General features: G+C 69.9%; 19 protein-coding genes. 9 read left to right on the forward strand and 10 right to left on the reverse strand.

What is annotated here, in order from left to right; all coding sequences use genetic code 11:
- Positions 1–371 precede the first annotated feature (371 nt).
- From LV75_RS12185 to LV75_RS12195, 3 genes are all read left to right on the forward strand, one after another.
- Positions 372–1586, forward strand: coding sequence for a S1 family peptidase (locus LV75_RS12185; protein ID WP_253886961.1), 1215 nt, complete (start codon positions 372–374; stop codon positions 1584–1586).
- A gap of 109 nt (positions 1587–1695) precedes the next feature.
- On the forward strand, positions 1696–2625 hold the full coding sequence (locus LV75_RS12190) for a helix-turn-helix domain-containing protein (RefSeq protein WP_253886963.1): 930 nt from the start codon (positions 1696–1698) through the stop codon (positions 2623–2625).
- Between the two features lie 325 nt (positions 2626–2950).
- Complete coding sequence (locus tag LV75_RS12195; protein ID WP_253886964.1) at positions 2951–4117, forward strand: S8 family peptidase; 1167 nt, start codon at positions 2951–2953, stop codon at positions 4115–4117.
- Between the two features lie 973 nt (positions 4118–5090).
- On the opposite strand, the gene LV75_RS12200 is transcribed toward LV75_RS12195, so the two are convergent.
- The 7 genes from LV75_RS12200 to LV75_RS12230 all read right to left on the reverse strand — a co-directional run bounded on the left by LV75_RS12200 (position 5091) and on the right by LV75_RS12230 (position 14289).
- Positions 5091–5243 carry a hypothetical protein gene (locus tag LV75_RS12200; protein WP_204454044.1) on the reverse strand — a complete coding sequence of 51 codons (153 nt, stop codon included), beginning with the start codon at positions 5241–5243 and terminating at the stop codon, positions 5091–5093.
- Between the two features lie 78 nt (positions 5244–5321).
- A complete protein-coding gene (gene gabT / locus LV75_RS12205; protein WP_253886966.1) occupies positions 5322–6602 on the reverse strand; it encodes a 4-aminobutyrate--2-oxoglutarate transaminase in 1281 nt (426 codons plus the stop codon).
- A 20-nt stretch (positions 6603–6622) separates the two neighbouring features.
- Entirely contained in the window at positions 6623–8059 is a 1437-nt protein-coding gene (locus LV75_RS12210; RefSeq protein ID WP_253886967.1) for an aldehyde dehydrogenase family protein, read from the reverse strand.
- A 17-nt stretch (positions 8060–8076) separates the two neighbouring features.
- Entirely contained in the window at positions 8077–9495 is a 1419-nt protein-coding gene (locus tag LV75_RS12215) for an aminobutyraldehyde dehydrogenase (RefSeq protein ID WP_253886968.1), read from the reverse strand.
- Positions 9492–10436, reverse strand: coding sequence for an agmatinase (speB, locus tag LV75_RS12220; RefSeq protein WP_253886969.1), 945 nt, complete (start codon positions 10434–10436; stop codon positions 9492–9494). Before speB ends, LV75_RS12215 begins: the two co-directional genes overlap by 4 nt.
- Positions 10433–11731, reverse strand: a complete 1299-nt coding sequence (locus LV75_RS12225) for a flavin monoamine oxidase family protein (RefSeq protein WP_253886970.1) — start codon at positions 11729–11731, stop codon at positions 10433–10435. The genes speB and LV75_RS12225 overlap by 4 nt, the downstream gene beginning before the upstream one ends.
- Positions 11732–12789: 1058 nt before the next feature.
- On the reverse strand, positions 12790–14289 hold the full coding sequence (locus LV75_RS12230; protein WP_253886971.1) for a PucR family transcriptional regulator: 1500 nt from the start codon (positions 14287–14289) through the stop codon (positions 12790–12792).
- A gap of 253 nt (positions 14290–14542) precedes the next feature.
- On the opposite strand from LV75_RS12230, the gene LV75_RS12235 reads away from it, so the two are divergent.
- Positions 14543–16132: an amidohydrolase gene (locus LV75_RS12235; protein ID WP_253886972.1), complete on the forward strand. Its 1590-nt coding sequence runs from the start codon at positions 14543–14545 to the stop codon at positions 16130–16132.
- 56 nt (positions 16133–16188) lie between these two features.
- Positions 16189–17598 (forward strand): purine-cytosine permease family protein, encoded by a 1410-nt coding sequence (locus LV75_RS12240; protein WP_253886973.1) that lies wholly within the window; start codon positions 16189–16191, stop codon positions 17596–17598.
- Between the two features lie 6 nt (positions 17599–17604).
- Here LV75_RS12240 and LV75_RS12245 read toward each other — a convergent pair whose 3' ends face one another.
- The 3 genes from LV75_RS12245 to LV75_RS12255 form a co-directional block, all read right to left on the reverse strand.
- Positions 17605–18153: a dihydrofolate reductase family protein gene (locus LV75_RS12245; protein WP_253886974.1), complete on the reverse strand. Its 549-nt coding sequence runs from the start codon at positions 18151–18153 to the stop codon at positions 17605–17607.
- An 83-nt stretch (positions 18154–18236) separates the two neighbouring features.
- Entirely contained in the window at positions 18237–19496 is a 1260-nt protein-coding gene (locus tag LV75_RS12250; RefSeq protein ID WP_253886975.1) for a hypothetical protein, read from the reverse strand.
- 1479 nt (positions 19497–20975) lie between these two features.
- Positions 20976–21986, reverse strand: coding sequence for an ADP-ribosylglycohydrolase family protein (locus LV75_RS12255; protein WP_253886976.1), 1011 nt, complete (start codon positions 21984–21986; stop codon positions 20976–20978).
- Between the two features lie 159 nt (positions 21987–22145).
- On the opposite strand from LV75_RS12255, the gene LV75_RS35475 reads away from it, so the two are divergent.
- From LV75_RS35475 to LV75_RS12275, 4 genes are all read left to right on the forward strand, one after another.
- Positions 22146–23483, forward strand: coding sequence for a fibronectin type III domain-containing protein (locus LV75_RS35475; protein WP_253886977.1), 1338 nt, complete (start codon positions 22146–22148; stop codon positions 23481–23483).
- Between the two features lie 186 nt (positions 23484–23669).
- On the forward strand, positions 23670–24236 hold the full coding sequence (locus tag LV75_RS12265) for a DUF4956 domain-containing protein (RefSeq protein WP_253886978.1): 567 nt from the start codon (positions 23670–23672) through the stop codon (positions 24234–24236).
- The gene (locus LV75_RS12270) at positions 24233–24964 is read left to right on the forward strand and encodes a polyphosphate polymerase domain-containing protein (protein ID WP_253886979.1); all 732 of its coding nucleotides are present in this window, start codon (positions 24233–24235) and stop codon (positions 24962–24964) included. Before LV75_RS12265 ends, LV75_RS12270 begins: the two co-directional genes overlap by 4 nt.
- 17 nt (positions 24965–24981) lie before the next feature.
- Positions 24982–26502 (forward strand): carbohydrate-binding domain-containing protein, encoded by a 1521-nt coding sequence (locus LV75_RS12275; protein WP_253886980.1) that lies wholly within the window; start codon positions 24982–24984, stop codon positions 26500–26502.
- The last annotated feature ends 25 nt before the right edge of the window (positions 26503–26527 follow it).

The raw sequence follows: 26527 nt of genomic DNA on the forward strand, positions 1-26527 counted from the left end.
GTTGGGGGCAAGGCCGAGGTTCAGATGGCGAGATCAAAGCTCGGATCCGACTAACATTCACAGTCTGCCGGAAACTCGCGAGCGCGGGGCAACCGCGACGCGAATGACGCGTCTTCTGCATTCGAGGCGAGGAATCGCTGGCATCGGGCCAGTTCCGCTGGCCCTGGCCGGGTTTTGTTCAACGACTTGGCTCAAGTCTGTGAAAAGCGGCCCGAGGGTTGTCTCTTGTCCGGGAGGCGCGCCAGGTAGGAGAGTCGTCGGTCAGCGGCCGGAAGTCCCGCCGGTCGTCAGGGATTGGTGCTCGGAGAGTGTGGTTTGTCCATTCTCCTAATCCTGCGTGCGCCGACCCTGGTCAGGAAAGGCTATGGATCATGCCATTCAGCGTTAAGAAGTCACTCATCGCCGCTGCGGCGGCTTCGGCGTTGGTGCCGTTGGTGATTGCCATGAGCGGGTCGGCGACGGCTGCTCAGCAGCCCGCGCAGCCCAAGTACCAGCCGGAGATGGTGGCTGTGTTGGCGAAGACCCTGGGTACCGACGAGAAGGGGGCGGTTGCCCGGCTGGACAAGGAGGCCGACCAGCAGCAGCGGCTTGAGGGGTTGGCCCGTGGTGGGGCGCGGATCGACGGCGCGTTCGTTGACGGTGCGGGGAACCTGACGGTCAACGCGGCGGATGCCGGGGTCGCGGCGAAGGCCCGTGCGGCTGGCCTCGGGGTGCGCGTGCCAGCTCGTGGCGAGGCCGCGCTGAACAAGGTCCAGGCGCAGCTCGACCAGATCGCCGCTCGGCAGGTGCCCGCCGGGGTGGCGGCGTGGAGCGTGGACGTGGCCAACGACGTGGTCAAGGTCGAGGTGAGCGACGCGCGGAGCCCGCAGGCCAAGGCGTTCCTGGCCGAGGCGGCCCGGTTCGGGTCCGCGGTGCGGGTGGAGAACACCGCGACGACGCTGCAGGCGCAGGCGGTGGTGTACCCGGGTAGCAAGATGAACATCAACGGTGGCAGCGGCTATTGCTCCGTCGGTTTCGGTGCGCGCAATTCCTCCGGCGTGCAGTACCTGGTCAGTGCGGGTCACTGCGTTGCGGGTCTGCCGTCGCTGTACTTCAACGGTGCGGCGTTCGCGAAGGGCACCAACACCAGGTACGCGCTCGGCAGCAACAGTGTTGACATGGGCATTGCCAAGATTAACTCGGGCAACTCCATCGCAACGCAGGTCGGCACGTGGGGCGCGCAGGGCACTATTGCGGTGCGCGGCGGTACCCGTGCGTCCGTGGGCGCCTCGATCTGCAAGTCCGGCGCCACCACCGGCTGGACCTGCGGCACGATCAAGGCCTACAACGTGACCGTCACCTACACCGACCCCAACGGCGGTCCGGACACCGTGGTCCGCGGCCTCGCCAGCTCCTCGGTCTGCACCATGGGCGGCGACAGCGGCGGTGCCTACATCTCCGGCAACCAGGCCCAGGGCATGACCTCCGGCGGCCCGACCGGCCAGCAGTGCACCTTCAACGGCGGCAACCAGAGCGGCAAGTCCTCGTACTTCCAGCCGCTGAGCGACGCCCTGTCCTACTACGGCCTCACCCTCAACGTCGGCTGATCGGCGATCGGTCACGCACCGTCGCTGTCACCTCACGGGGGTGGCAGCGGCGGTGTTCGTTGAGTGATACTGCCTCCTCGCCAACGACGACCCGCGAGCGAGGAGCGCCTTGACCCGGTTCCCGCCACCCGAGGACCGCAGCCGAGCCGGTCAGCACGAGGAGACCTTCGGCGCGGCGCTGCGGGCCGCGATCAGCAAGCGCGACCTGACCCTCGACCGGATCCGCAGCAGGCTGGCCGCGCGCGGCGTCGAGATCAGCCTGGCCACCCTCAGCTACTGGCAGCAGGGCCGCAGCCGACCGGAGCGGCCCAAGTCGCTGCGGGCGCTGCGCGAGCTCGAGGCCATCCTCAACCTGCGGCCGAACGCCCTGTTCGACCTGCTTGACGCGCCCAAGCCGCGGGGTCGCCCGCTGGCCACCAACGGGGTCACCGGCCGTCACCTCTACGGCGAGGACTCGCCCATGCGGCGCATCCTGGGCGGCTCGTTCGAGCGCTTCAACGAGGGCGTCCTGCCGCTCACCCTGTCCGAGACGTGCACCGTCGACGCGACCCGCTCGCTGCGCCGGATCACCACCACCCAGGTGCTGCGCGCGGTGCGCGACAACCAGGACCGGTTCCTGTACGTGCACGGCGTCGACGAGGGCGACGTCATGCCCTCGGAGATCCGGGTGCGCTCGGGCACGCTCGGTGAGGTCCGGATCGACCACGAGGCGGGCTTCCTCGCCGCGGAGATCCACTTCGGCCGCTCGCTGGCCAGGAACGAGACCGCCATCGTCGAGTACGACACCGTCCTCGGCGAGAGCGCGATCCCCTCCCGCACGCACGAGCACCGCTTCCGCACCCCCGTGCACGCCTTCCTGCTGCGGGTCCGGTTCGACCCCACCGCGCCGCCCGCCCGCTGCGTCGGCTACTTCCGCCCCACCGTCCCCGCCGCCGCCAAGCAGCGCCAGCGCTTGATCCCCGACGCCTCCCACACCGTGCACACCTTCGTCCCCAAGTGCACGCCCGGCGTCTACGGGATGTCCTGGCGCTGGGAATGAGCGCGGCAGACCGAATGATGGAACGTCCACTGAGGACCTAAGTCATTCGCGTCCGGCGAGTCGACCGGCGCGACCCCGGTGTGGATGACGGACAGTGCGGTGGGTGTCCAGTCTCGACTCCGAACGGGTGATCTCAGCGCGTGGAACGGAATCCGGCGCCGATTCGGTGACTTCCCGGCAATGGTGGCGTCATAGCCGCAGGGTGGACCCCATTCCCGTGTTACACAATGGGAAGTGGGAATGCTGTTGGGGCAAATTCCGTCCGCATTCCTGTCAGGCTTTTCCTCGAAGCCCCACTCGGAGGGCCGTGAGGGAAGGCGCACCAATGTCTACTCATTTCCGCGCGAAACTCGCCACAGCCGCTATCGCCGCGGCTGCGGTCGCCACCGCGCTCGCCACGCCTGCGCAGGCGGCGGAAGGCCAGGTCAGGGCCGCGTCCGGCACCGCGGTGAGCGGGTCGTACGTCGTGGTGTTCAAGGACGGGGTCGTGCACGCGGCCGCTGGTGAGCACGCCAAGAACTACGGCGGAACCGTCACCCACACCTATTCCTCGGTGTTGTCCGGGTACTCCGCGACGCTGTCCGAGCGGGCCGCGCGCCGAATCGCGGCCGACCCGGCGGTGGCGTACGTCGCCCAGGACGAGGTGGTCACCGCCGAGGGCACCCAGGCGAGCCCGCCGTGGGGTCTGGACCGGATCGACCAGCGGAACCTGCCGCTGAGCAAGTCCTACACCTACCCGGACAACGGCGGTAGCGGCGTCACCGCGTACGTCGTGGACACCGGTGTGCGGATCAGCCACTCCGAGTTCGGCGGCCGTGCGCGCAACGGGTTCGACGCGATCGACAACGACAACGTCGCCCAGGACGGCCACGGCCACGGCACCCACGTGGCGGGCATCGTCGGCGGCCGCACCTACGGTGTCGCCAAGCAGGTCAGCATCGTCGCGGTGCGCGTGCTCGGCGACAACGGCAGCGGCAGCATCTCCGGTGTCGTCGCGGGCATCGACTGGGTCGCCAAGGACGCGGCGGGCAAGAAGGCCGTCGCGAACCTGAGCCTCGGCGGCGGCACCAACTCCACTGTGGACACCGCTGTGCAGAAGGCGATCCGCGCGGGTGTCACCTTCGTGGTCGCTGCGGGCAACTCCAACGCCGACGCCTCCGGCTTCTCCCCGGCCCGCGTCCCCGAGGCGATCACCGTCGCCGCGTCCGACAACACCGACCGCCGCGCCTCCTTCTCCAACTACGGCAACGGCGTCGACATCTTCGGCCCCGGCGTCGACATCAAGTCGGCCTGGCGCACCTCCGACTCCGCCACCCAGACCGTGAGCGGCACCTCCCAGGCCACCCCGCACGTCGCGGGCGCCGCCGCCCTCTACCTGACCGGCCGCACCGCCACCCCCGCCCAGGTCCGCGACGCCCTCGTCGCCAACGCCACCAAGAACAAGATCACCGACCCCCGCAGCCCCAACAACCTCGTCTACACCGGCGCCTGATCCCCACATCCCAGCGCCCGCCCCGGACAGGCACCGGGGCGGGCGCTCGATGTTCCCTGCGCAAGCCCCCAAATGCACAGCCTACCGAGGAAGTCCGACACAACGGCAGCACTGATCGCGCGCTGTGGACAGCAGGGGACTTTGTGGACAAGCAACCACCACAACCAGCCCCCGCAAGATCATCTGCCACAAGAGCCCCCGATATACAGCCTACCGACGGGCACCGACAGAACGGCAGCAGCGACGGAAGACTGTGGACAACCGGGATCGTTGTGGACAACCCACTCAGACTCTGCCGCAGCGGTCCGGACACTCGGAGCCTCCGGCGCTACCCCCAGCTGCCGTCAGGTCCGCCCCAGCCCACCTGCCCAGCGCCTGGACACTCGGACTTGGCGGTGTCATCCCAGCCCGTTCTCGGCTGTCCTGCCAGCCCAGCGCCTGGACAGTCGGAGTCGCTGGTGCCAACTGCTCGATGGGGTGGACCTGCTTTGTGTGGGGGAGCGGCACCCGTAGCGTTTCCGCGCGGCAGGGCCATGCTTTTCGGCCCCTGCTTTGCGGTTCTGCCACGGGTGTCGTAGGGGCCCCGCGCAAAACAGGTCCACCGCATCGAGCTCTTCGCATTGTCGCGGATCGGGCGCCGATGTTGCCGCCAGGCAACGAGGCGTCCGATCCAGGGTCGCCGAGCTCGCCGCCAGGCGACGAGGCCGACCCCGAAGCCACCGAACCCCTTCCCCCGCACCCCCAGCAACGGCATACGCCAAGATCAACCTGACCGAAAGCCCCCAATACACAGCCTACCGATCACCACCGACAGGACGACGGCTCCGACGGGCGCCTGTGTACAGCCACCCCCATTGTGGACAACCACCACCGAGCAGACGCATACAGCAAACCAAGGCGAACAACCCCCACTACGCCCCAGAAACACCGGAGGGGCCGTCGAGACCGACGGCCCCTCCGGGAGATTCGCGCGTCAGAACACCAGCACCGCGAGCAGGATCAACGCGAGCGCCACCGCCACGATGGTGGGGATCAGGGCGGGTGACCTGCGGTAGTGGCTCTGCACCGAAGTCGTGCGGAACCAGCTACCGGGCAACCGACGGCGGTGCTGTTGGACCCTTGGCATCGCTACTCACTCCCGTTGTGCGGACCGTTGTGCGGATGTTGACGCGATCACCGTTCACGTACCACCGTTGTCCGGCGGTCACACCTGTCCGAGTGAATCAATGGCGTCGCACAGCACGGAGACCCCGTGGTCGAGCAGGTCCGTGGGGATGACCAGCGGCGGGATCAGGCGGATCACGTTGTTGTGGGTTCCGCAGGTCAGGACGATCACGCCCGCTTCGTGGCAGCGGGTGGCGACCGCGTGGGCGGTGGTGGGGGAGGGGGTGCTGTCGGGGGCGGCGAACTCCAGGCCGATCATGGCGCCGCGGCCGCGGACCTCGGCCAGGTGGGGGCCGGTGCGTGGGGCTAGGCGGGCGGTGACGCGAGTGAAGATCCGGATGGCGGCGGCGGCCAGGTCGTTGGTGAGCATCAGGTCCATGGTGGCCAGGGCCGCCGCGCACGCCAGGGGGTTGCCGCCGTAGGTACCGCCCAGGCCGCCGGGGTGCACGGCGTTCATCAGCTCGGCGCGGCCGGTGACGGCGGCCAGGGGGAGGCCGCCCGCGATGCCCTTGGCGGTGGTGATCAGGTCCGGGACGACGTCCTCGTGCTCGCTGGCGAACCAGGTGCCGGTGCGGCAGAAGCCGGTTTGGACCTCGTCGGCGATGAAGACGATGCCGTTGGCGCGGCACCAGTCCGCGATCGCAGGCAGGAAACCGGGGGCGGGCACGATGTAGCCGCCCTCGCCCTGGATGGGTTCGATCAGCAGCGCGGCCAGGTTGTCGGCGCCCACCTGCGCGTCGAGGTGGCTGATGGCGCGCTGGGCGGCCTCCTGACCGGTCATGTCCGCCGGGTCGCGCAGGGGGTAGGACATGGGCGCCCGGTAGATCTCACCGGCGAAGGGCCCGAACCGGTGCTTGTACGGGCGGTTCTTGGCGGTCAGCGCGAGGGTCAGGTTCGTGCGGCCGTGGTAGGCGTGGTCGAAGACCGCGACGGCGGAGCGGCCGGTGGCGTGGCGGGCGACCTTGATGGCGTTCTCCACCGCCTCGGCGCCGGAGGTGAACAGGGCGGAGCGCTTCTCGTGCGAGCCGGGGGTCAGCTCGTTGAGCCGCTCGCACACCTCGACGTAGCCCTCGTAGGGGTTGACCATGAAGCAGGCGTGGGTGAACTCCGTCGCCTGGCGTGCGACGGCGGCGACCACGGCGGGGGCCGCGTTGCCGACCGTGGTGACGCCGATGCCGGAGCCGAGGTCGATCAGCCGGGTGCCGTCCTGGTCGAGCAGCACCCCCGGTTCCGCGCTGGTCGCGAAGTGCCCGGGCAGCAGGCTGCTGACCCCGGAGGCCACCGCCGCCGAGCGGCGGGCCACGAGCGGGTGGGTGTCCATGGTCGAGACCTTTCGCGGGGTCACAGCTCGACGCCGGTGAGCACGAGCACCCGGTCGTCGGTGAGGTCGTGCATGGCGGAGCGGACGCCTTCGCGGCCGGTGCCGGAGTCCTTGACGCCGCCGTAGGGCATCTGGTCGGCCCGGAACGAGGGCACGTCGCCGACGATCACCGCGCCGACCTCGAGCCGGGCGTGCGCGCGGAACGCGGTGCCGAGGTCGTGGGTGAACACGCCGGTCTGCAGGCCGAACCGGGAGTCGTTGACCGCCGCGAACGCCTCGTCGACCGAGTCCACCGGATCCACGGTGACCACCGGCCCGAACACCTCTTCGCGGTGCACCTTGGCGGTGCGCGGGACATCGGTGAGCACGGTCGGCGCGAACGCGGTGCCGACGCGGTCGTTGCCGGTCCGCACCGTCGCCCCCGCGTCGAGCGCCTCCTCGACCCACTGGTGCACCCGTCGCGCCGCGGCCGTGTCGATCAACGGCCCGACCTCGGTGGCGTCGTCACCTGGCGCTCCCACGGTCAGCCGCTCGACGGCGGCAACCAGGAGATCGACGAACGCGGCGTAGTGCGTGCGCGGCACGAAGACCCGTTGCACCGCAATGCATGACTGGCCCGCTGAATACATCGCGAAGGTCGCGATCCGCGCGGCTGCATAGGCCAGATCGGCATCCGCGGTGTAGTCCGGGCAGATCACGGCGGCGGCGTTTCCGCCGAGTTCGAGGACGACCTGCTTACGCGGCACCGCGTCTCGAATGGACCAACCGATCTCGACGGACCCGGTGAAGCTGACCACCGGTAACCGAGGATCGGTGACCAGCTGCCCGGCGACCTCATTGGTGGTCGGCAGGATCGACCACGAACCGGCGGGAAGATCGGTCTCGGCGAGGATCTCACCGAGAGCGAGTGCCGACAACGGCGTCGCGGGCGCTGGCTTGAGCACGAACGGCGCGCCCACCGCGATCGCGGGGGCGACCTTGTGCGCGACAAGGTTGAGCGGGAAGTTGAACGGCGTGATCCCCAGCACCGGCCCGCGGGCCACTCGGCGGACCATCGCAACGCGGCCTGAGCTCCCGGGATCGGTGTCCAGCCGCTGCAGTTCACCCGACCAGCGGCGTGCTTCCTCGGCGGCCCAACGGAACGTCGAGACCGCGCGGGAGACCTCGACCCTGGCCCACCGGATCGGCTTGCCGTTCTCGGCCGTGATCAGGCGGGCCAACTCCTCCCCGCGCTCGGCGAGTCGGGTGCTCACGTGCATCAATGCGGTGGCGCGGACGTGAGCGGGCAATGTTGCGGTCTCAGCCCGCGCGGCCGCCGCGGCGGCGATGGCGGTCTCGATGTCCTCGGCCGAGGCGAGGCTGGTCGTGGCGACGAGGCTGTCATCGGCGGGGTGGCGCACATCGAGTCGGATCGGGCTGGTCGAGGGCTTCCCCGCCACCCAGTACGGCACGGTCATGCTCGTGGTCCTTCCGGTCAGTGCTTGTGCATGACGTGCTTGACGCGGGTGTAGTCCTCGAAGCCGTAGTGCGACAGGTCCTTGCCGTAGCCGGATTCCTTGAACCCGCCGTGCGGCATCTCGGCCACCAGGGTCATGTGGGTGTTGATCCAGACGCAGCCGAAGTCCAGTCGGGCGGAGGTGCGCAGCGCTCGTCCGTGGTCGCTGGTCCACACGCTCGCCGCGAGTCCCTGGCTGACACCGCAGGCCAGCCGCAGCGCCTCGGCCTCGTCGGAGAACCCCTGCACGGTCAGGATCGGCGCGAAGTTCTCTTGCTGCACAACCGGATCGTCTTGCTGGACCCCGGTGATGACCGTCGGTGCGAGGAAGTAGCCGCGATCGCCGACAACCGCACCCCCGGTGCGGATCTGGGCGTGGTCGGGCAAACTGTCCAGCACCGAGCGCACTCGTGCGAACTGCTCGACGTTGTTCAACGGCCCGTAGTCCGCTGATTCATCTGAAATTGGTCCAGTGTGGACTCGTGACGCCCGTTCGACTAAGAGTGCCGTGAACTCTTCCCGAACGGACTCCGCCACGAGGACTCGGGAAGCCGCGGTGCAGTCCTGTCCCGCGTTGAAGAAGCCCGCCGCGATGATCCCCTCGGCGGCGGCCGCGAGATCGGCGTCGGCGAACACGAGCACCGGTGCGTTCCCGCCGAGCTCCAAGTGCGTCCGGGCGACCCGGTCGGCAGCGGTGCGCGCCACCTCGATCCCAGCCCGGGTCGACCCGGTGATGGACACCATGGCAGCCGCCGGATGCGCGACGACAGCGCGACCGGTGTCCCGATCACCGCAGACAACGTTGAGGACGCCAGGTGGCATGTGCTCCGCGACAAGCTCGCCGAGCAACGTCGCGGTCGCCGGTGTGCTGTCCGCGGGCTTGAGCACCACCGTGTTGCCAGCGGCGAGCGCGGGCGCGATCTTCCACACGGCCATCAGCAGCGGGTAGTTCCACGGCGCGACCTGGCCGATCACCCCGACCGGCTCGCGCCGCACGTAGGACGTGTGCCCGGGGGTGTACTCGGCGGCGGCCACCCCCGGCAGCAGCCGAGCGGCGCCCGCGAAAAACCGCAGCGCATCGACCGCGGCCAAGACCTCCTCGGTTCGGGTCATTGAGATCGGCTTGCCTGTGTTGCGGCACTCCGTTGCGACGAACTCGTCCGCCCGGAGCTCCAGCGCGGCCGCGCACCGCAACAATGCTTCCTGGCGCTGCGCCGGGGTGGTGTCGCGCCAGATCTCGAACGCGTCTGCCGCCGCCCGGTACGCGGTGTCCACATCGTCCGTTGTGGACAGTGGTGCGGTGTCGAACACCTCGCCGGTGCAGGGATCGACCAACTCCGTCGTCGCGCCCGCCACCGAGTCGCGCGACTCGCCGTTGATGAGGTTGCGCACGGTCACCGTTCCTCCCGGGGAAGCACACTCAGCAGCTCGTAGATCACGTGGGCGGCGGCGATCCCGGTGATCTCCGCGTGGTCGTACGCCGGGGCGACCTCGACGACGTCGGCCCCCACGACGTTGAGCCCGGCCAGGCCGCGCAGCACCTCGAGCAGTTCACGGCTGGACAGCCCGCCCGCCTCCGGTGTGCCGGTGCCCGGCGCGAAACCCGGGTCGAGCACGTCGATGTCGACCGACACGTACACCGGCCGATCGCCCAACCGGGTCCGGACCCGGTTGATGATGTCGTCGAGCGGCGTGCGGGCGAAGTCGCGCGCGTGCACGGCGGTGAACCCGAGCTGTTCGCTCTCGTCGAGGTCCAGCCGCGAGTACAGCGGCCCCCGGATGCCGACGTGCACGCTGTGGTCGGTGTCGAGCAGCCCCTCCTCGCCTGCCCGGCGGAACGGCGTCCCGTGGGTGTAGGCGGCGCCGAAGTAGCTGTCCCAGGTGTCCAGGTGCGCGTCGAAGTGCAGGACCGCGACCGGTCCGTGCCGCTCGTGCTGCACGCGCAGCAGCGGAAGCGCAATGGTGTGATCGCCGCCGATGGTCACCAGCCTGCGCCGGGTGCCGCCGAGCGCGGTTGCCGAGGACTCGACGGTGGCCACCGCCGCGTCGAGGTCGAACGGGTTCACCCCTACGTCCCCGGCGTCGGCGACCTGGCGGACGGCGAACGGCTCCACGTCCAGCGCCGGGTTGTACGGCCGCAACAGCCGCGAACTCTGCCGCACGTGGCCCGGCCCGAACCTGGCCCCCGGCCGGTAGCTGACCCCGGCGTCGAAGGGCACGCCCCACACCACCGCGTCGGCGTCGGGCACGTCGGACAGTCGGGGGAGCCGGGCGAACGTCGCCTCACCGGCGTAGCGGGGCACCAGCGTCGCGTCGACCGGGCCCACCGGCGAGCTCATGACAACTCCGCCAGGAGTTCGGCCGCGGCGCGCTTGCCGCTGTCGATGGCGCCGTCGATGAACCCCGGCCACCGGTGCGCGGTGTGCGCCCCCGCGAAGTGCACGAGGCCCTCCGCGACGGCGAGGTCCTTCTCGTAGCGGGTGATCTGGCCCGCCCGGAACGTCGTCCACGTGCCCCGCGACCACTCGTCGTCGACCCACTGGTGCGTGGCGGCAGCGATCACCTCGGCCTCGGGCGCGAACTCGCGGACCGCCCGCTGCACGTCCGCCAAGTCCTCGGCGTCCACCCGGTCGTGCTCGGGTGCGAAGCACACCAGCACCACGCCATCGGGCACCGTGCGCATCGCACCGACGTAGTCGAACGCCGTGCCCCAGCCGTACCCGCTCAGGTCCTGCGCAACGTTGCGCGCCAAGGCCCAGACCTTCTGCCCCTGTCCGGCGTGGTTCTCCGTCGAGATGGCAAGTTTGCCCGGCGACAGCGCGGGTTGGAAGTCGATGTGCCGCAAGAGTCCAATGGGGACGGTGATCAGCACTCGCCGCGCCGTCACCACCCCGTCGTCGTGGCCGACCACCACCCGGTCGCCGTCTTGGCGCACGAACCGCACTGGGGTGTTCAACCGGATGTCGGCACCGCTGTCGGCCGCCAACGCCCCGGCCAGGGCCGAGGTGCCCGCGTCGAAGGTCTGCCCGAGCACGCTGGCCTGGACCATGCCCCACACGGAGTTCTCCATGGCCGCCAACCAGCGCAGGATGTCCAGCGCCGACCCGGTGTCCGCCGAGGCGTTGCCGCACCCGCAGAACCAGGAGATCAGCAACTCCCGCGCGTTCCCGCTCAGCCCGGCGTCGTCGGCCCACTGCCGGATCGGGACATCCAGGTCGGCGAGGTCCTGTTCGGACAGTGGCCGGTCCACGTCCAACCGGGCACCGGCCGCGACCAGGGCGCGCACCGCGTGCTCCAACTCGCCCAGCTGCTCGGGCGGTACGGGCAGCAGCGAGTCCAGGACCACGCCCCGGTCCGACCAGGTCATCCGGGCGGGCAGCTCGCTGTCGGACACCGAGATGCCGTACCGCCGCACCTCGGCCGACACGAAGGTCTGCTCCGGCACGATCCAGGTCCCGCCCATCTCGAGGCCGACCCCGTCGAACAGGTCCGTGCGGTACCAGGTCCGGCCGCCGATGCGGTCGCGCGCCTCCAGCACCCGCACCGAGCGCCCAGCCGCGCCGAGATCCCGCGCCGCCGTCAACCCCGCGAACCCGGCTCCCACGACGACCACATCCACCTCGGGAGAATCCATCGCGCACTCGCCTTCCTCACCGGCCGCGGCGCGCTGCCGAGGACCGTGACAGGCACCGTACGGTCGCCCCGGACACCCGGTCGATGGACGCCATGTCCAATTCCACCGATAGAGGTGGACAGGGCGGCGACTCTCGATCTGCTTCTTGGACGGGTGGATCCCGCGCTTGAGGCGGGCGCGGGCCGTGCTGGTCCCGGCGGGCGCACGGGTGCAGTCAGGCACCCGTTTCTGCGGCTCCCGGCGAATCGACGCTGTTGGCCCTGCCCGGGCGGTGGTGTCTTGATCTGGGATTCTGCGGATCCTGGGCCAACTTGATCACCTATGGCCTCGTAGTCTGTCCCAGCGCCCCTTCCCCTGGTCAACGCCACCACGCCGTCGCGATATTCACCCGTTCCAGCGACAAAAGTTATCCACATGTGGATCTTTGCTGCCCCTGTTTCAAGATCCACTGTCGGTGGGGCCTAGTAGACTGGCCCTGGGGCCGCCCCCCGGAGAGGGTGGGGGCTGCGCCCCGGACCCGCGCGCAGGGGGAGCTTGCGGGGTCCCACCGGGCCTGCCTGCTTCTGGGGTGAACGACTCTCGCGCTGGTCGCCCAGGCGTCCAAGCTGGGCGAAGGCCACCTGCGACTCCGCTGAACGACTTCGTTCCGCCAGCCGCCCGGTCCCGTCCTCGAGGCGCTCCGACCTGGGGCACCATGTCGGGAGGGTGACCTGGATTCACCCGTCCCAGGGACAGAAGTTATCCACATGTGGATCTCCGGCACCCGCTTTCAAGATCCTTTGTCGGTGGGGCCCGGTAGACTGGCACCGGGGTCGCCCCCCGGAGAGGGTGGGGGCCGGGCGCCACTCGGTCGCGGGCGCGCGCGGGGAGGGCTTGGGAGAGCGTCGAGCTGCGTTCAGGGGGCGTATCGAGGCTGGGGGAGTGCGGCGGGGGCTGGCGATCGAGGTGCTGCTGAGGTACCGCCGGGCTGCCGTGGAGGGTTGCGGTGTGGCTGGGCTGGGAGGCGGTGTGGGGTACCGCCGGGTCGCTCGGGAACGTTGTCGTGTGGTTGAGCGGGGTCAGGGGTGGGCGTAGTCCAGGGCGTCGCGGGCTTGTAGGGCTAGCCAGAGTTCGTAGCGGGTGGTTGCTGTGGTCAGGGAGCGCCCGGTGAGGGTTTCGATCCGGTCGATGCGGTTGCGGACCGTGTGGCGGTGTACGCCCAGGTTGTGCGCGGTGGCGTCCCAGGCGCCGTTGGTGTCGAGCCAGGCTCGCAATGTTGCGAGGAGGTGGCCTCGGGGGTCGACCTCGTCGATGGGGGCCAGCACGGTGTCGGCGAACGCGGCCAGGACCTCGGGTGGGCCGAGGGTGAGCAGCATCCGGCTGGTGCTGTGTTCGCCTGCCTCGGCCGGGCGGCCCAGGCGTTCGCTGGTGGCCAGCAGTGCCCGGGCTTGCCGCAGGGACACGGCCGTCGCGGCTGGGCGGAGGGCCGCGCCGACGCCTGCGGGGCGGCCGGGGGCGAAGCGGTCGAGCAGGGCGGTGATGTCCACCTCGTCGACGAGGAGGGCCTCCACGGTGTCGCCCACGTACCGGACGAGGCCGCCGGGTAGCACGAGGGCGAGGTCCGCGGCGAGGTCGGCCGCGTCCCCGGGGCGGGCCAGCACGGCGAGGCCGCGGGCTCTCGGGGAGGTCAGGCCGAAGCCCGCCAGCATGGGCCCGGCCTGCTCGTCGGGCATCCCGGTCACGAGCCTGGCCACCGCCTCCGCCCCGGCCCGCCTGCGCGGTTCGTCGGCCAGGTGCCTGCGCTCCAACTCCAGGGTCAGCAGGGAGACCAGGGCGGCGTCCAGGGTGCCGGGCCGCGGACTGGGGGAGTGGGTGAGCACCAGGTGCCCGCGCAGCCGCCGGGCGCCGATGGGGCGTACGGCCACCGCCTGCCCGTCGACCGTGATCGAGGCGCTGCCCAGCAGGCCTTGGGCGCTGATTGCCGCGGGCACCGTGCGTGCCGCGTCCACCAGGGACGGTGCCTGCGCGCCGACCGCTGCCAACTCGCGACCGAGCAGGTCGGTGACGACGGCGGAGCGCCCGGTGGCGTCCAGCCACACCCGCAGGACCTCGTTGAGGCCACCACCGGAGGCCGCGGCGACGGTCAGCCTGCGTTGTACGTCGATGGTGTGCTCCAGCGCGCGGCGGTCTTCGGCGGCCAGCGCGGCGAACACCGCCTTGGTGACCGCGATGAACGGCACCTCGTCCGGCACGACGAGCAGCGGGAGCCCGGCTTCCTCGGCCGCGGCGACCAAACCGTCCGGTGGGCGCTGGTGCGGCTGGCCGTGGCCGACCCCGAACGCCAGCGCCGCGACGCCGCCGTCCACCACGTCGCGGACGTAGTCGCGGCACGAGTCGGGGTGGGTCGGCAGCATCACGCCTGCCGTCATCAGCAGCTCGCCGCCGCGCAGCCACTCGCCCGGCCTGGCCAGCTCCGACACGTGCGTGGCCTCGACGGTCCGGTCGCGCCCACCCGCGCCCGCGACCAGGCTCAGCCGGAGTTCGGGCAGGGCGATCAGCGCGTCCACGGTCAGCGGCATGGACACAGTGTCCATGGGGTCGGGTGAAGTTCAACCCCGCGTCCATCGACGGGGGTCGACAGCCGCCCCTACTGTCCCGATCCACGTGACCCACGTCTCACCCAGTCGAGGATGCCGCCGTGATCCCCATGAGCACCCGATCCGCTCACCCGCCGCCCTGCCACCCGAGTGTCCACACCGGTCCGCTCTGGTTGCCGGTCCACGGGCGGCGGGACACAGTGGACACCGCCTTCCGACGGGACGGAGCCGACCGATGACCGCGGCAGACCTGGTGATCCACGGCGCCACCGTCCACACCATGGACCCGGCGCGGCCCAGCGCGCACTCGGTGGCCGTGCGCGACGGGCTGGTCGTCGCCGTTGGCGACGCGCACGACATGCGGCCGCACATCGGTGGCCGGACCGAGGTGGTCGACGCGCCCGGCTCGGTCGTCACCCCGGGGTTGGTCGACTCGCACCAGCACCCGTTCCACGGTGTGGCGGACACCTACGCGATCGGCGCGGCCGGGCTCAACACCGCGCAGGAGTTGGAAGCGTTGCTCCGCAGGGCTTCCAGCGCTCTGCCCGCTGATTCCTGGGTGGTCGCGACCGGGGTCGAGTACGGCGCGTTGGCCGGTCAGGACCGGGCGTTCCTGGACGCCGCGGTTGACGGGCGCCCCGCGTTCCTGTGGCTCGCCGACTCGCACAACGCGTTGATGAGCACGCACGGGTTGCGGCTCGCGGGCATCACCGGGCCCATCGGGTTCGGCGACCGGTCCGAGATCATGGTCGACGACGGCGTGCCCACCGGGTGGCTGCACGAGATGTCCGCTGTGCTGCACGGGTACTCCGCTGTTCCACCCCCGTCGACCGACGACATCGCCCGCCTGGCCGCCGATCTGTTCGCCGCCCAAGCCGCGTGCGGCATCACCGGTGTGCACGTGCCCGACAGCTGGGCGGGGACCGAGGCGGTGCTCGACGCGCTGGAGGGGGCCGGTCGGCTGCCGCTGCGGATCATGCGGGCGCCGTGGGTGTTCCCGAGCCGGGTCGAGGAGGCGGTGGACGCCGTGCGGGACCGCCGCGCACCGGGCCTGTGGCGCACGGGAGCGGTGAAGTTCTTCCTGGACGGGACGATCGACGGCGGCTCGGCCTGGTTGGAGCACCCGGACTGCGCGGGCGACGGCACGCGTCCGATGTGGATGGATGTACGCGAGTACGAGTCCGCGGTCCGGCGGTTCGTGGAACTTGGCATGCCCTGCCTCACCCACGCTATCGGTGACCGCGCGGTGACCGCCGCCCTGGACACCTATGCCGCCGTTGGTCGCCCCGGTACCGGGCGGCACCGCGTTGAGCACGCGGAACTGCTCTCCGACAACGACATCCCCCGCTTCGCCGAGCTGGATGTGGTGGCGTCCATGCAACCCACGCACATGGACTGGACATTGCCCGACCACAGCGACAACTGGTCCCAGCGCCTGGGATCGCCGCGGTGCGCGCACGGCTGGCGCTACGCCGATGTCGTGCGCGCCGGTGGACGCGTCGCGCTCGGGTCCGACTGGCCGGTCGCGCACTACGACCCGCGCGTGGTGATGGCGGGCGCCCGGTTGCGCAGACCCGCCGCTGAGCACGGCCGGGCGCCGGTCGGGCCCGACCAGGCACTCACCCCGTGGCAGGGCCTCGCGGGCTACACCACCTGGGCCGCCTACGGCGTCGGTGAGGAACGGGTCGCCGGGTGCGTCCGCGAGGGGATGCGCGCCGACCTCACCGTGTTCGCAGGCGATCCCCTCGCTTGCCGCGCCGAGGACCTGCCAGACCTGCCGGTCGCCATGACCGTCGTCGCCGGGCGGGTCGCCCACCGGGCGTGAGCCCGCGCTTCCCCCAACCCCAGCCGCACCCGGTGCGGCAGTCCCGGAGGTTCACCATGACTTCGACCCCCGCCGCCGAACAACCCGTCAGATCCGACAAGGCCACCCGGGTCGAGTCGCACGGCATCGACGTGATCGGTGACGACGAGCGGCGCGGCCGCGCCCGCGACCTCGCGGGCGTGTGGGCCGCGCCCAACGTCAGCTACCTCAACCTGGTCGTCGGCGGCGCGCTCGTCGTGATGGGCCTGGGCCTGTGGCAGGCGCTCGCCGTGATCGCGATCGGCAACCTGTGCTGGATCCTCGTCGGCGTGGTCGCCGTCAGCGGCCCGGCAGCCGGGGCGCCGAGCGAGGTGATCACCCGCGCGGTCTACGGGCCACGCGGCAACCGCGTCGTCATCGGCGTGAACGGCTGGTTCATCTCCGTGTGCTACCTCGCGTTGAGCTGGTCGGCGGCATCGGTGACCGCGTTCAGCCTCTGCTCGCGGCTGGGCTTCGAGCCGAGCACCGCCGGGAAGGTGCTGATCATCGTCGGCATCGCCGCGGTGACCCTGGTGATCAGCGTGTACGGGCACGCGACCATCGTGAAGCTGTACCCGAAGCTGACCCTCGTGCTCGCCGTGGTGTTCGTGGTCATGGCTGCCTACGTGTTCGGCCACGCCGACTGGTCCTACCAACCGCCCAGCGAACTGCACGGCACCGCGCTGTGGGCCACCATCGCGGGCGGCTTGACCCTCGTCGCGTCCGCCGCCCTGTCGTACAACAACAGTGCTGACTTCGCGCGATACCTGCCGCGTTCCACCAAACCGCTCGCGGTCGCGGGCTGGACCGCCTTCGGTGCTTACGTTCCCAGCGTGTTGTTCACCGGGCTCGGCGCGCTCGCGGCGACCACTTTGGACATGACTGACCCGCAGACTGCGCTGGGGCGGATCGTGCCGGGGTGGTTCACGCCTGTGTTCCTGCTCGCCGTGATCCTCGGCTCGATCGCGAACAACGCCATGACCGTCTACAGCGCTGGCCTTGCCCTGCAAGCGATCGGCCTGCGCATCCGCCGCACCCGCAGCGTCCTGCTCGACGGCACGATCGGCGTGCTGCTCACCCTCTACGCCCTGCTGGTGTCCAACTTCCTCGACGCGGTCAGCAACATGATGCAGGTGATGGTCGCCATCGTCGCGCCCCTGATGGCCATCTACGTGACCGACGTCCTGCTCCGCCGCAACCGCTACGATGGCCACGCCCTCAGCGCCCAAGCCGAGGACGGCCCCTTCTGGTACACGGCCGGGGTCAACTGGGCGGGTGCTGGAGCGCTGGTTGTCGGTGCCGCGGCCGCCTTCGCCTTCCTCGCCGTTCCCGGCCTCTACATAGGATTCCTGGCTAACGCTATCGGCGGCATCGACCTCTCACTGCCAGTCGGGCTTGTCGTCCCGGCTGTCATCTATGCCGCCGCCATGCGCGGCCGCACGGCCTGAACCCTTCTACCTGCGGGGCTCGTACGTCATCGCCACCGCTCCCGAGCGGAACTCGAGTCGGTCCACCAGCTTCAAGTCGACGTGCTCCGACAGGCCCGCGAACAACGACGGCCCGTGGCCCACTATCTTGGGGTGCACCACGAACGTGTACTCGTCGATCAAACCCAGCTCCGCCAGGGCTTTCGGGAGCATCACGCCGCCGACGTACAAGCCCTCGCCCGGCTCCTGCTTGAGCCGCTCGACAGTCTCCCGCAGGTCCCCGCGCACCAGCTCCGCGTTCCAGTCGACCTTGTCCAATGTGGTCGAAACGACGTACTTCTTGGCCGCATCGATCTTCCGGGCGAAGTGAACCGTCCACTCGGGCTTCGACCCCGGCGGCGCCGGGGTTCGCCAAGCCGACTCCATCATCCCGTAGGTCACCCGACCAAAGAGGAGGGCGTCGGCCCGGCCGATGATGTCGGCCGCGTGTCGGTGCATCTCCTCGTCCGGGGTGATCGTGCGGTGATCGCAGCACCCGTCGAGCGTGACGTTGATGGAATAGCGCAGTGGTCGCATCTCAGGAGAATAGCGCGGACGGGTGGTCCGCGGCTCGATCCGGTGCCCCTGGCCAGGAGGTCAGGGGCACCGCGGCGAGCACACTACTTGGGCGCGTCGTGCCAGGCGCCCTTGTTGTCGATGTAGGCGCCGGTGGTCTCCTTGATATTGGTGCGCTTGAGGACGTTGAAGCGCTTGTTCTCCTCGTCCCACTTCACGAACAGCGGGAACGTCTCCGAGGCGTGCTCGCGGTAGACCATGACGATCTCGTTGACCGGCTGGGTCGCACCGTCGCCGAGGATCTTGCTGTGCTCCAGGGCGTTTGTCCGGCGGGCGGCGATGTAGCTCTCGTCCGCGCCGACCACGTCACCGTTGCGCAGGTGCACCCGGCCGGTGACGCCGTAGCGGAACTGGGCCGGGGCGGGCGGACCGGTGGTGTCGTCGACGAAGATGGTGTGCATGTCGCTGCCCTGGGCGAGCCGGATCCGGGTGAACCGGTTGCGGATGGCCCGCAGCGCGTCGGCGTCCGGCTCGGCCAGCGAGCTGATCGCGTGGAAGATCTTCGAGTCGCGCTCGGTCGGCACCGGCATCAGCACCAGGACCGCGTCCTTGTAGAACTTCAACTGCTTGTCCAGGGTCGGCTTGTCGTCGCCGGAGTCCAGCAGCGAGGCGCTCAGGTCGTGCAGGCCCAGCCGCACCTTGGAGTTCGCGCTGGTGAGCGGGTCGCGGAAGTTGCCTGGCTTGAGCCGCTCCAACACCCCGTCGACGGTGCGGTCGAGGACGATCTCCCGCCGCTTGTCCGCGTTCTTGCGCTCGCTCAGGTTCACCACCGAGAAGGTGCCGCCGCGGCCCGCGGTGTTGACCTGCCTGGCCGAGATCCGGTTGTCCCCGAACGCCCCGGCCCAGGTCTCCTTCGCCTCGGCGACCTTGACCGCCTTCCACCACGCCGCGATCTCGTCCGCCCGATCGCTCCACTTGCCGCCGTCGCCGCCGAGCTCGGACAACCCCTCCCGCAACACCCGCGCCTCGGTCGCGCGCTGGGCCTCCTTGCGCTCGCGGGCCTTGCGCGCCTGCTCCTCGATCCACAGCGGATCCGACCTGAGCTTGAGCTCCTCGGCCAGCGCGCTGACCTCGGTCGCCTCCAGGAACGGCGACTTGACCCGGTCCTTGAGCAGCGAGTGCACCTCGCGCAATTCGACCAGGCTCAACTCACTGGTCGTCAACTTGGTGTCGGGCACGAGCGCGCCCTGGATCGCGTCCCACACCTCGTCCTCGGTGTTGAGCAACTCCCGCAACCGAGCGATCTCCACCTTGTCGTCCTCGGCGTCGAACACCTTGACCCACTTGACCCAACTGATCTTCATCCGCGCCCCGTTCCGGTTGTCCGCACCTGCCGGGGAATGATCGACGCCCGTGTGCGCTCCGTTTCCCATCGGCGCTTTCCCGACGTGTGGGGTGGGGGTGGCTGATGGGGGAGGGGTTGGTCGCGACTGCCTCAGCAGGGCCTTGCTGGTGCGCTGGCGTGGGGTGTTGGGTTGCTGGATCGCGCGTGGGGGGAGGGTGCTTGGCGTGGGTGCGGGGGTGTGGTGGGTGCTGGGTTGTCCACAACGGGGTCTGTTGTCCACAGGCTTCGCTTGCTGATTCCGGTTTGTCGGTGCGCTCTCGTAGGCTGTATATCGGGGGCGTTTGATTCAGTTGATCTTGTGGGAGTGGGTTGTCCACAACGGTTCTGGTTGTCCACAGGGTGCTGGTTGCCGCTGCCGTTGTGTCGGTGCTACTCGGTAAGCTGTGTATTTGGGGGCTTTCGATCAGGTTGATCTTGGCGTAGGCCGTTGCTGGGAGTGCGGGGGAAAGGGGTCAGACCTTCGGGTCGGCTCGCCTGCGGCATCGCGACCCGGGATCGGACGCCTCGTTGCCTAGCGGCAACCTCGGGCCCGATCCGCGACAATGCGAAAAGCTCGATGCGGTGGACCTGTTTTGCGTGGGGCCCCTACGACACCCGTGGCAGGACCGCAAAGCAGGGGCCGAAAAGACTGGCCCTGCCGCGCGGAAACGCTACGGGTGCCGCTCCCCCACACAAAACAGGTCCACCCCATCGAGCATCTGGCACCAGCGACTCCGACTGTCCACGCGCTGGGAAAGTGGGCTGAGGCGGACCTGACGGCAGGCCAGTTGGCACCGACGGATCCGACTGTCCAGGCGCTGGGTTGGCAGGGCAGCCGAGGGCGGGCTGGGTTGGCACCGGCTGTTCCGAGTGTCCAGGTGCTGATCGGGTGGATTGGGGCGGACCTGACGGCAGGCCAGTTGGCACCGTTGGGTCCGAGTGTCCGGGGGCTGGCCAAGTGGGTTGGGGCGGGTCTGATGGCAGCCGGGTTGGCACTTTGGCTTCCGCGTGTCCAGGGGCTGGGGTGAGGGGACCGAGACAGACCTGACGGAGGGCGGGGCTGGGTATCGCAGCGTCCGAGTGGCTAGGGGGTGATCAGGTGGGTTGGGGCGGACCTGACGGAAGCTGAGATGGCGCCGCTGGGTGTGGGTGTCGAGGTGCGGGAAGGTGGGTTGGGGCGGGTCTGACGGGGGCTGGGCTGGTGCCGCTGGGGTCGGGTGTTCAGTGGTCGGCTAGGTGGGTTGGGGCTGGTCCCGGCGGAGGCTGAGTTGGCGCTGCTGCTTCCTGGGGGGCAGTGGGATGAGGCCGGTTCTTGGCACTGCGGTCGGCCATGGTGCGGTAAGTCCGGTGGCTGAGAGTTAGGGGAGGTGCGCGGCTGCCGGTGTTGTTCGCGCCCGCGGCGGGCTGGGTGGGTGGCTAGGCGGGCGAGGGAGGGAGGGAGTGGGGGCTTAGTCCACGGTTATTCGGCCAGGTGTTGAGTCGTTGCGGGTGGGGTGGTGAGGGCGGCGATTTGGTCGGTGTACTCGATGCGGGTGATCCAGTCGGTTGGCCAGGCGGGGAGGCCGTGGGTGGCGCCGACGAAGGCGCCGGTGAGGGCGGCGATCGAGTCGGAGTCGCCGCTGGTGTGGGCGGCTCGGGTGAGGGCTTGTACTGGGGCGTCGGCGTGGCGGATGGCGCAGTAGAGGCTGGTGGCCAGGGCTTCCTCGGCCCGCCAACCGGCGCCGGTGTCCAGGCAGGCGTCGCCGCCGTGGTCTGGGTGGGTTAGGGCGGTGATCACTCGGTCGAGGGCGTCGGCGCACTCGTCCCAGCCGCGGGAGATGTAGGCCTCGGGGGTTGTCGCGGCGGGGCCTTGCCAGAGGGTGTCGAGCCAATCGTGTCGGTAGACCGTGCGTTGATCGGCGCACCTCGCGCGCAGGGCGGCCGGGATCGTGGTGAGGTCGGCGCCTTCCACCAGCAGCCAGGTCGCGTAGGCGGTGAGCTCGGACGCCGCCAGTGCGGTGGGGTGGCCGTGCGTCATCGCGGCTTGGAGTTGGGCGATGCCCGCCAGCAGGTCGAGGTCCACTCCCGGCAGGAGGCCGACCGGGGTGACGCGCATGTTGGCGCCGCAGCCCTTGGACCCGGTGATGGTGGCCCGCACCCACGGCACGCCGTCCGCCAGGTTCGCGCACGCGCGCAGGCAGGTCATCCCCGGGGCGCGGTCGTTGTCCGGGCTCACCGACCACGCCACGAACCGCTCCCGCAGGCGGGGCTCCAGCACCGCGGGGGTGTACTCGTCGACACCGTGCAGTGCCCACGCGACGGCCAGTGCCATCTGGGTGTCGTCGGTGACCAGCGCCGGGTCTCCGTCCAGTTCGTCCGGGCCGAGCGGGCCGAACCGCTCGTCGATCTCGGCGACGGTGAGGAACTCGGTGGGACGGGCGAGCGCGTCGCCGAAGGCCAAGCCGTAGAAGGATCCCGCTACCCGGTTCATGGCCGGACTCTATCTTCCTCGACAGCGAAGGGACTTCTGTGCCCCGGCTACCTTTTCGACGGCGGAGGCATCGGCCTGCATTCGGCTCAATTCCATTGGCAGGCAACGGAAAGCGGTCCTAGCATGATTCTACCCTGCTTCTCTAGCGAATGGATAGCCGTGCGCACAAGGAGAATGGCCGCTGCCGTGGTGGCGGCGGTTGGTTTGGCTGTGGTTGTCGCGGTGCCCGCGGCCGCCCAGGTGGTGGCGCTGGACGTGACGGCGCGGTGTGCCGATCCCCTCGTGGGTTCGGTCCGGGTCGCCGTCAGCGCGGATGTGGAGATCCCGGCGCTGGTCAGCCCCGGCGCGGAGATGCGGCGGATCACCGGCACCGCCACGGTGCCCGCCTCGGCCGTCGACGCGCTGATCGCGCGTGGTGCCACGACCGTCACCGCGCATGTGGGCCTGCAGGTGGCGATCAGCGGCACGTACAACGCCCAGACGGTCACCTCGCTGCACCTGGGGTCGACCACGCTGACCCCGGGCCGCGACCTGGTCGCCGACGTGGTCGGCTACACCTCGCCGCTGTACTCCAGCTACCTCGTCGGCACCAACGACGTGGACGTCACCGGTCTGCGGGTGAACCTGGAGCCGCGCCGCGCCGACACGTCCCCGGTCGTGCGGGGTGGGGTCAACACCGAGTGCGCCGTCGCCGCGCCGCACCGGTGGATGTCGATCCGCACGAACTCGATCATCGCCGAGTACCACCCGGCGCCGCGCAACCTCAAGTTCAGCGCCATCACCACCGACAGCATCACCGTGTCGTGGGACCCCACCCGCGGCCTGATGGGGCCGCCCCTGGGCTACGACATCATCGTCGACGAGGTCCCCACCGTCCGGCTCATCGGCGCCGGGACCACCACCGGCACCATCACCGGGCTCAAGCCCAACACCACCTACTACGTACGCGTGAAAGCCGTCGACATGGGCGGTGAGCGTCGCAGTGAGGTCTTTCCGATCCGTACCAGCGACTTCTTCGCGTACCACTACTTCGACGTAAGCGGCTCTGTCGGCGTAAGAGGCACGTCCGTGAGCGTCTTGGGTGAACAGGCCACCAAGCTCGAATTGGCACCGTCCACCCATACGTCCAACCTGACCTTCAACCCCACCCAGGTCCGCCTTAGCACCTACGGCTCCGCCCGCGTCGAGTTCACCCCCGTCGCAGCGGCTACCGGCGCTTACCAGGGCGGGATCTTCACTGTGCGGACCCGGCAGAAGGTGACCGTCCCGCGGATCACCATCGGCAACCGCACCTTCATCACCCCGAACTGCTCGACGGTGGTAGATCTACCGCTGACCTCTGGTCCGGACTTCAAGTTCAACGGAACGCCCAACAGGGTCACGGGCACCTTCACCATCCCCCCGTTCCGCGACTGCGGACAGGCCACGAGCACCCTCAACCAGTGGGTGTCCGGCACGGCCAACGCTGACCTCACCTTCACCACCTACGCCGGATAGGTCGTTTGTGGTGGCGCTCGCCCCCGGGCGCCACCACAACCCGGGGCGTCAGTCGATCGCGGACAAGTCGGTCGCGGGCGGCGGTCCAGGCCTCACAGCGGGTCCACAGGGGGATCAGGAGGTCCGCACATCCGGGTCGGGCGTACTGGGAGCTGTTCATCCCACGTCCGTCTGGAGTTCGCCTCGATGCCCACGTACGCGCTCTATGCCGCCGACCTGGTCGCCATCGGTGTCCTGGTGTTCGGCCTCTACCTGCCCCGGCACCGGCGGTCGGACCTGATCGTCGCGTTCCTCACGGCGAACATCGGGGTGCTCACCGTGTCCGCCGCGTTGACGACCTCCGCGATCGGGGCCGGGCTCGGGCTCGGCCTGTTCGGGATCCTGTCGATCATCCGGCTGCGGTCGGAGGAGCTGGCCCAGCACGAGATCGCCTACTACTTTGCCGCGCTCACCCTCGGCCTGCTCGGTGGGCTCGACCAGACCCCGGACTGGGTGGACGTCGCGCTCATGGTCGGTGTGCTGGCCGCGGTGGGGATCGGGGACAGCGCGTGGTTGGGGCGGCGGCCGCGCGGTCAGCAGGTGCTGCTCGACCACGCCTACACCGACCACGGCGCGCTGGTGGCGCACCTGGAAGCCCTGTTCGGCGGCACGGTCGTGACCGTCAAGGTCGTGCGGGTCGACATCGTCAACGACACGACCCTGGTGGACGTGCGGTACCTGCCCGGGGTCCGGGAACCGGCGGTGCGGCGATGATGGCGCTGGAACCGATCTGGCTCGACGAGCTCGTCGAGCGGGCCGAGCTGCTGACCAGGGTGGACCGCAAGTACGTCCTCTCCGTGCCCGCCGCCGAGGCGCTGCTGAGCGCGCTGCCCGCGGGCACCCGCGTGCTGGACATCGACGGCAGGCGGGAGTTCGGGTACCGGTCGACCTACCTCGACACGCCGGATCGGCAGAGTTTCCACACGTCGGGGTGCTCGCGCAGGCGGCGCTGGAAGGTCCGCACCCGCACCTACCTCGACTCCGGCTCGTCGTGGCTGGAGGTGAAGACGCTCGCGGCGCGGGGGCGGACGGTCAAGCAGCGCATCGCCCACCCCGACGACCGGCTGACGGGCGAGGGGCGGGAGTTCGTGGCGGGCATCGTCGGTGCCGAGGTCACCCGGCACCTGCGGCCGGTCCTGGTCACCGGGTACCGCCGCCGCACGCTGTTCCTGCCGCGCGACGGCGCCCGGGTCACGGTGGACGTCGACCTGGGGTGGACGTCGCTGGCGAACGCCCGGGAGCTGGCCCGACCGGAGTTGGTGCTCGTCGAGACCAAGTGCGGGTCGACGCCGAGCGCGGTGGACCGGCTGCTGTGGTCACGCGGCCTGCGCCCCGAACGCATCTCCAAGTACGGCGTCGGCATGGTCGCGCTGCACCCCGACCTGCCCCACCTCAAGTGGCACCGCGCCACTCGCCACCACTTCGGCCTTCGGGCTGCCTGACGAAACGGGATCCGCCGATGACCAAGACCTCGCTCGGCCGCAAGGTCGGCGCCTTCGTGACCGCCGCGGTGCTCGCGTTCGTGACCGCCTGCGGTTCCACAACCGCCTCGACATCCACCTCGGGAACCGCGGAGGCGGCTGTCTTCGCCGCACCCGCGGCCACCCACGCCGATGCCAACGATGGCGACTACTCCACCGACGGCGCCACCACTCTCACGCTCGCCGACGGTGCTACCGCTGTTAGCGGTACCGGCGCGAGCGTCAGTGGTGACGTCGTCACCATCGCAGCGCCGGGCACCTACATCTTCTCCGGCAAGCTCACCGACGGGCAGGTAGTCGTCAACAGTCCCGACGAAGGCAAGGTAAGACTCGTTCTGGCCGGAGTTGACATCACCTCGGCATCCAGTTCGCCGGTTGTCGTCAGTGAAGCTGACGAAGCGGTGGTCATCTTGGCCGACGGGACGTCTAACGCCCTGTCCGACAGCGCAGCATCCGGCGCCGACGACGACGGCACCGACACACCGACCGCGACCCTGTTCTCTATGGCGGACCTGACCATCGCGGGCACCGGCGAGCTCGCCGTCACCGGTGAGAGCAATGACGGCATCGGCAGCAAGGACGGCCTGGTGGTCCTGTCCGGCACAGTTGACGTCACCGCGAAGGACGACGGTATCCGCGGTAAGGACTACCTCGTGATCGAGGGCGGCACCGTCACAGTAGAGGCAGGCGGCGACGGCCTGAAGTCCGACAACGACAGCGCCGACGAGCCTGGCTGGATCCAGCTCGACAACGGCACCGTCACCGTGAGCGCGGGATCCGACGGCGCCGACGCCGTGGGCGCGATCAACGTCGCCGACGGATCCCTGACCGTGTCCAAGTCGACCGAGGGCTTGGAGGCCGCGACCATCACCATCGCGGGCGGCACAGTCGACGTCACCGCCTCCGACGACGGCCTCAACGCCACCAGCGGCACCACCTCCGGCGGCGGCGAACAGGCCCAGCCCGGCGTCCTGCTCACCATCAGCGGCGGCACCACCCACGTCACCGCAGGCGGCGATGGCCTGGATTCCAACGGCTCGGCCGCGATCACCGGTGGAACCACCATTGTGGACGGACCCACTGCCAGCGCCAACGGTGCTCTGGACGTCAATGGGGCCTTCCCGATCAGCGGCGGAACCCTCATCGCCGTGTCCGGCGCGGGAATGGCCGCCGTCCCCAGCACGGACTCCGCCCAGGGCTGGGTCGCCGCAACCCTGACCACAGCGGTCCAAGTGGGACAGCAGGTCGCGATCGTCGACAGCGCGGGAACCGTGCTCGGCCGCTATGTGGTGCCGAAGACAACATCACTCATCGTCTTCTCTGCCAACGGAATCACCGCTGGCCAGTCCTACGACATCTATGCGGGAGCCGCAGGCACGGTCACCAGCTACTCGACCGGCGGATCTACCGACGGACTCACCAAGGTGGCCGCCGCCACCGCAGGCGAGTTCACTTCCCGCCAGGGTGGCCCCGGCGGCGGTGGGCGCGGAGGTCGCTAAACCGGGCTGAGGTGGTCGCATTCTC

It is taken from the genome of Actinokineospora diospyrosa (assembly GCF_024171925.1).
GTDB lineage: Bacteria > Actinomycetota > Actinomycetes > Mycobacteriales > Pseudonocardiaceae > Actinokineospora > Actinokineospora diospyrosa.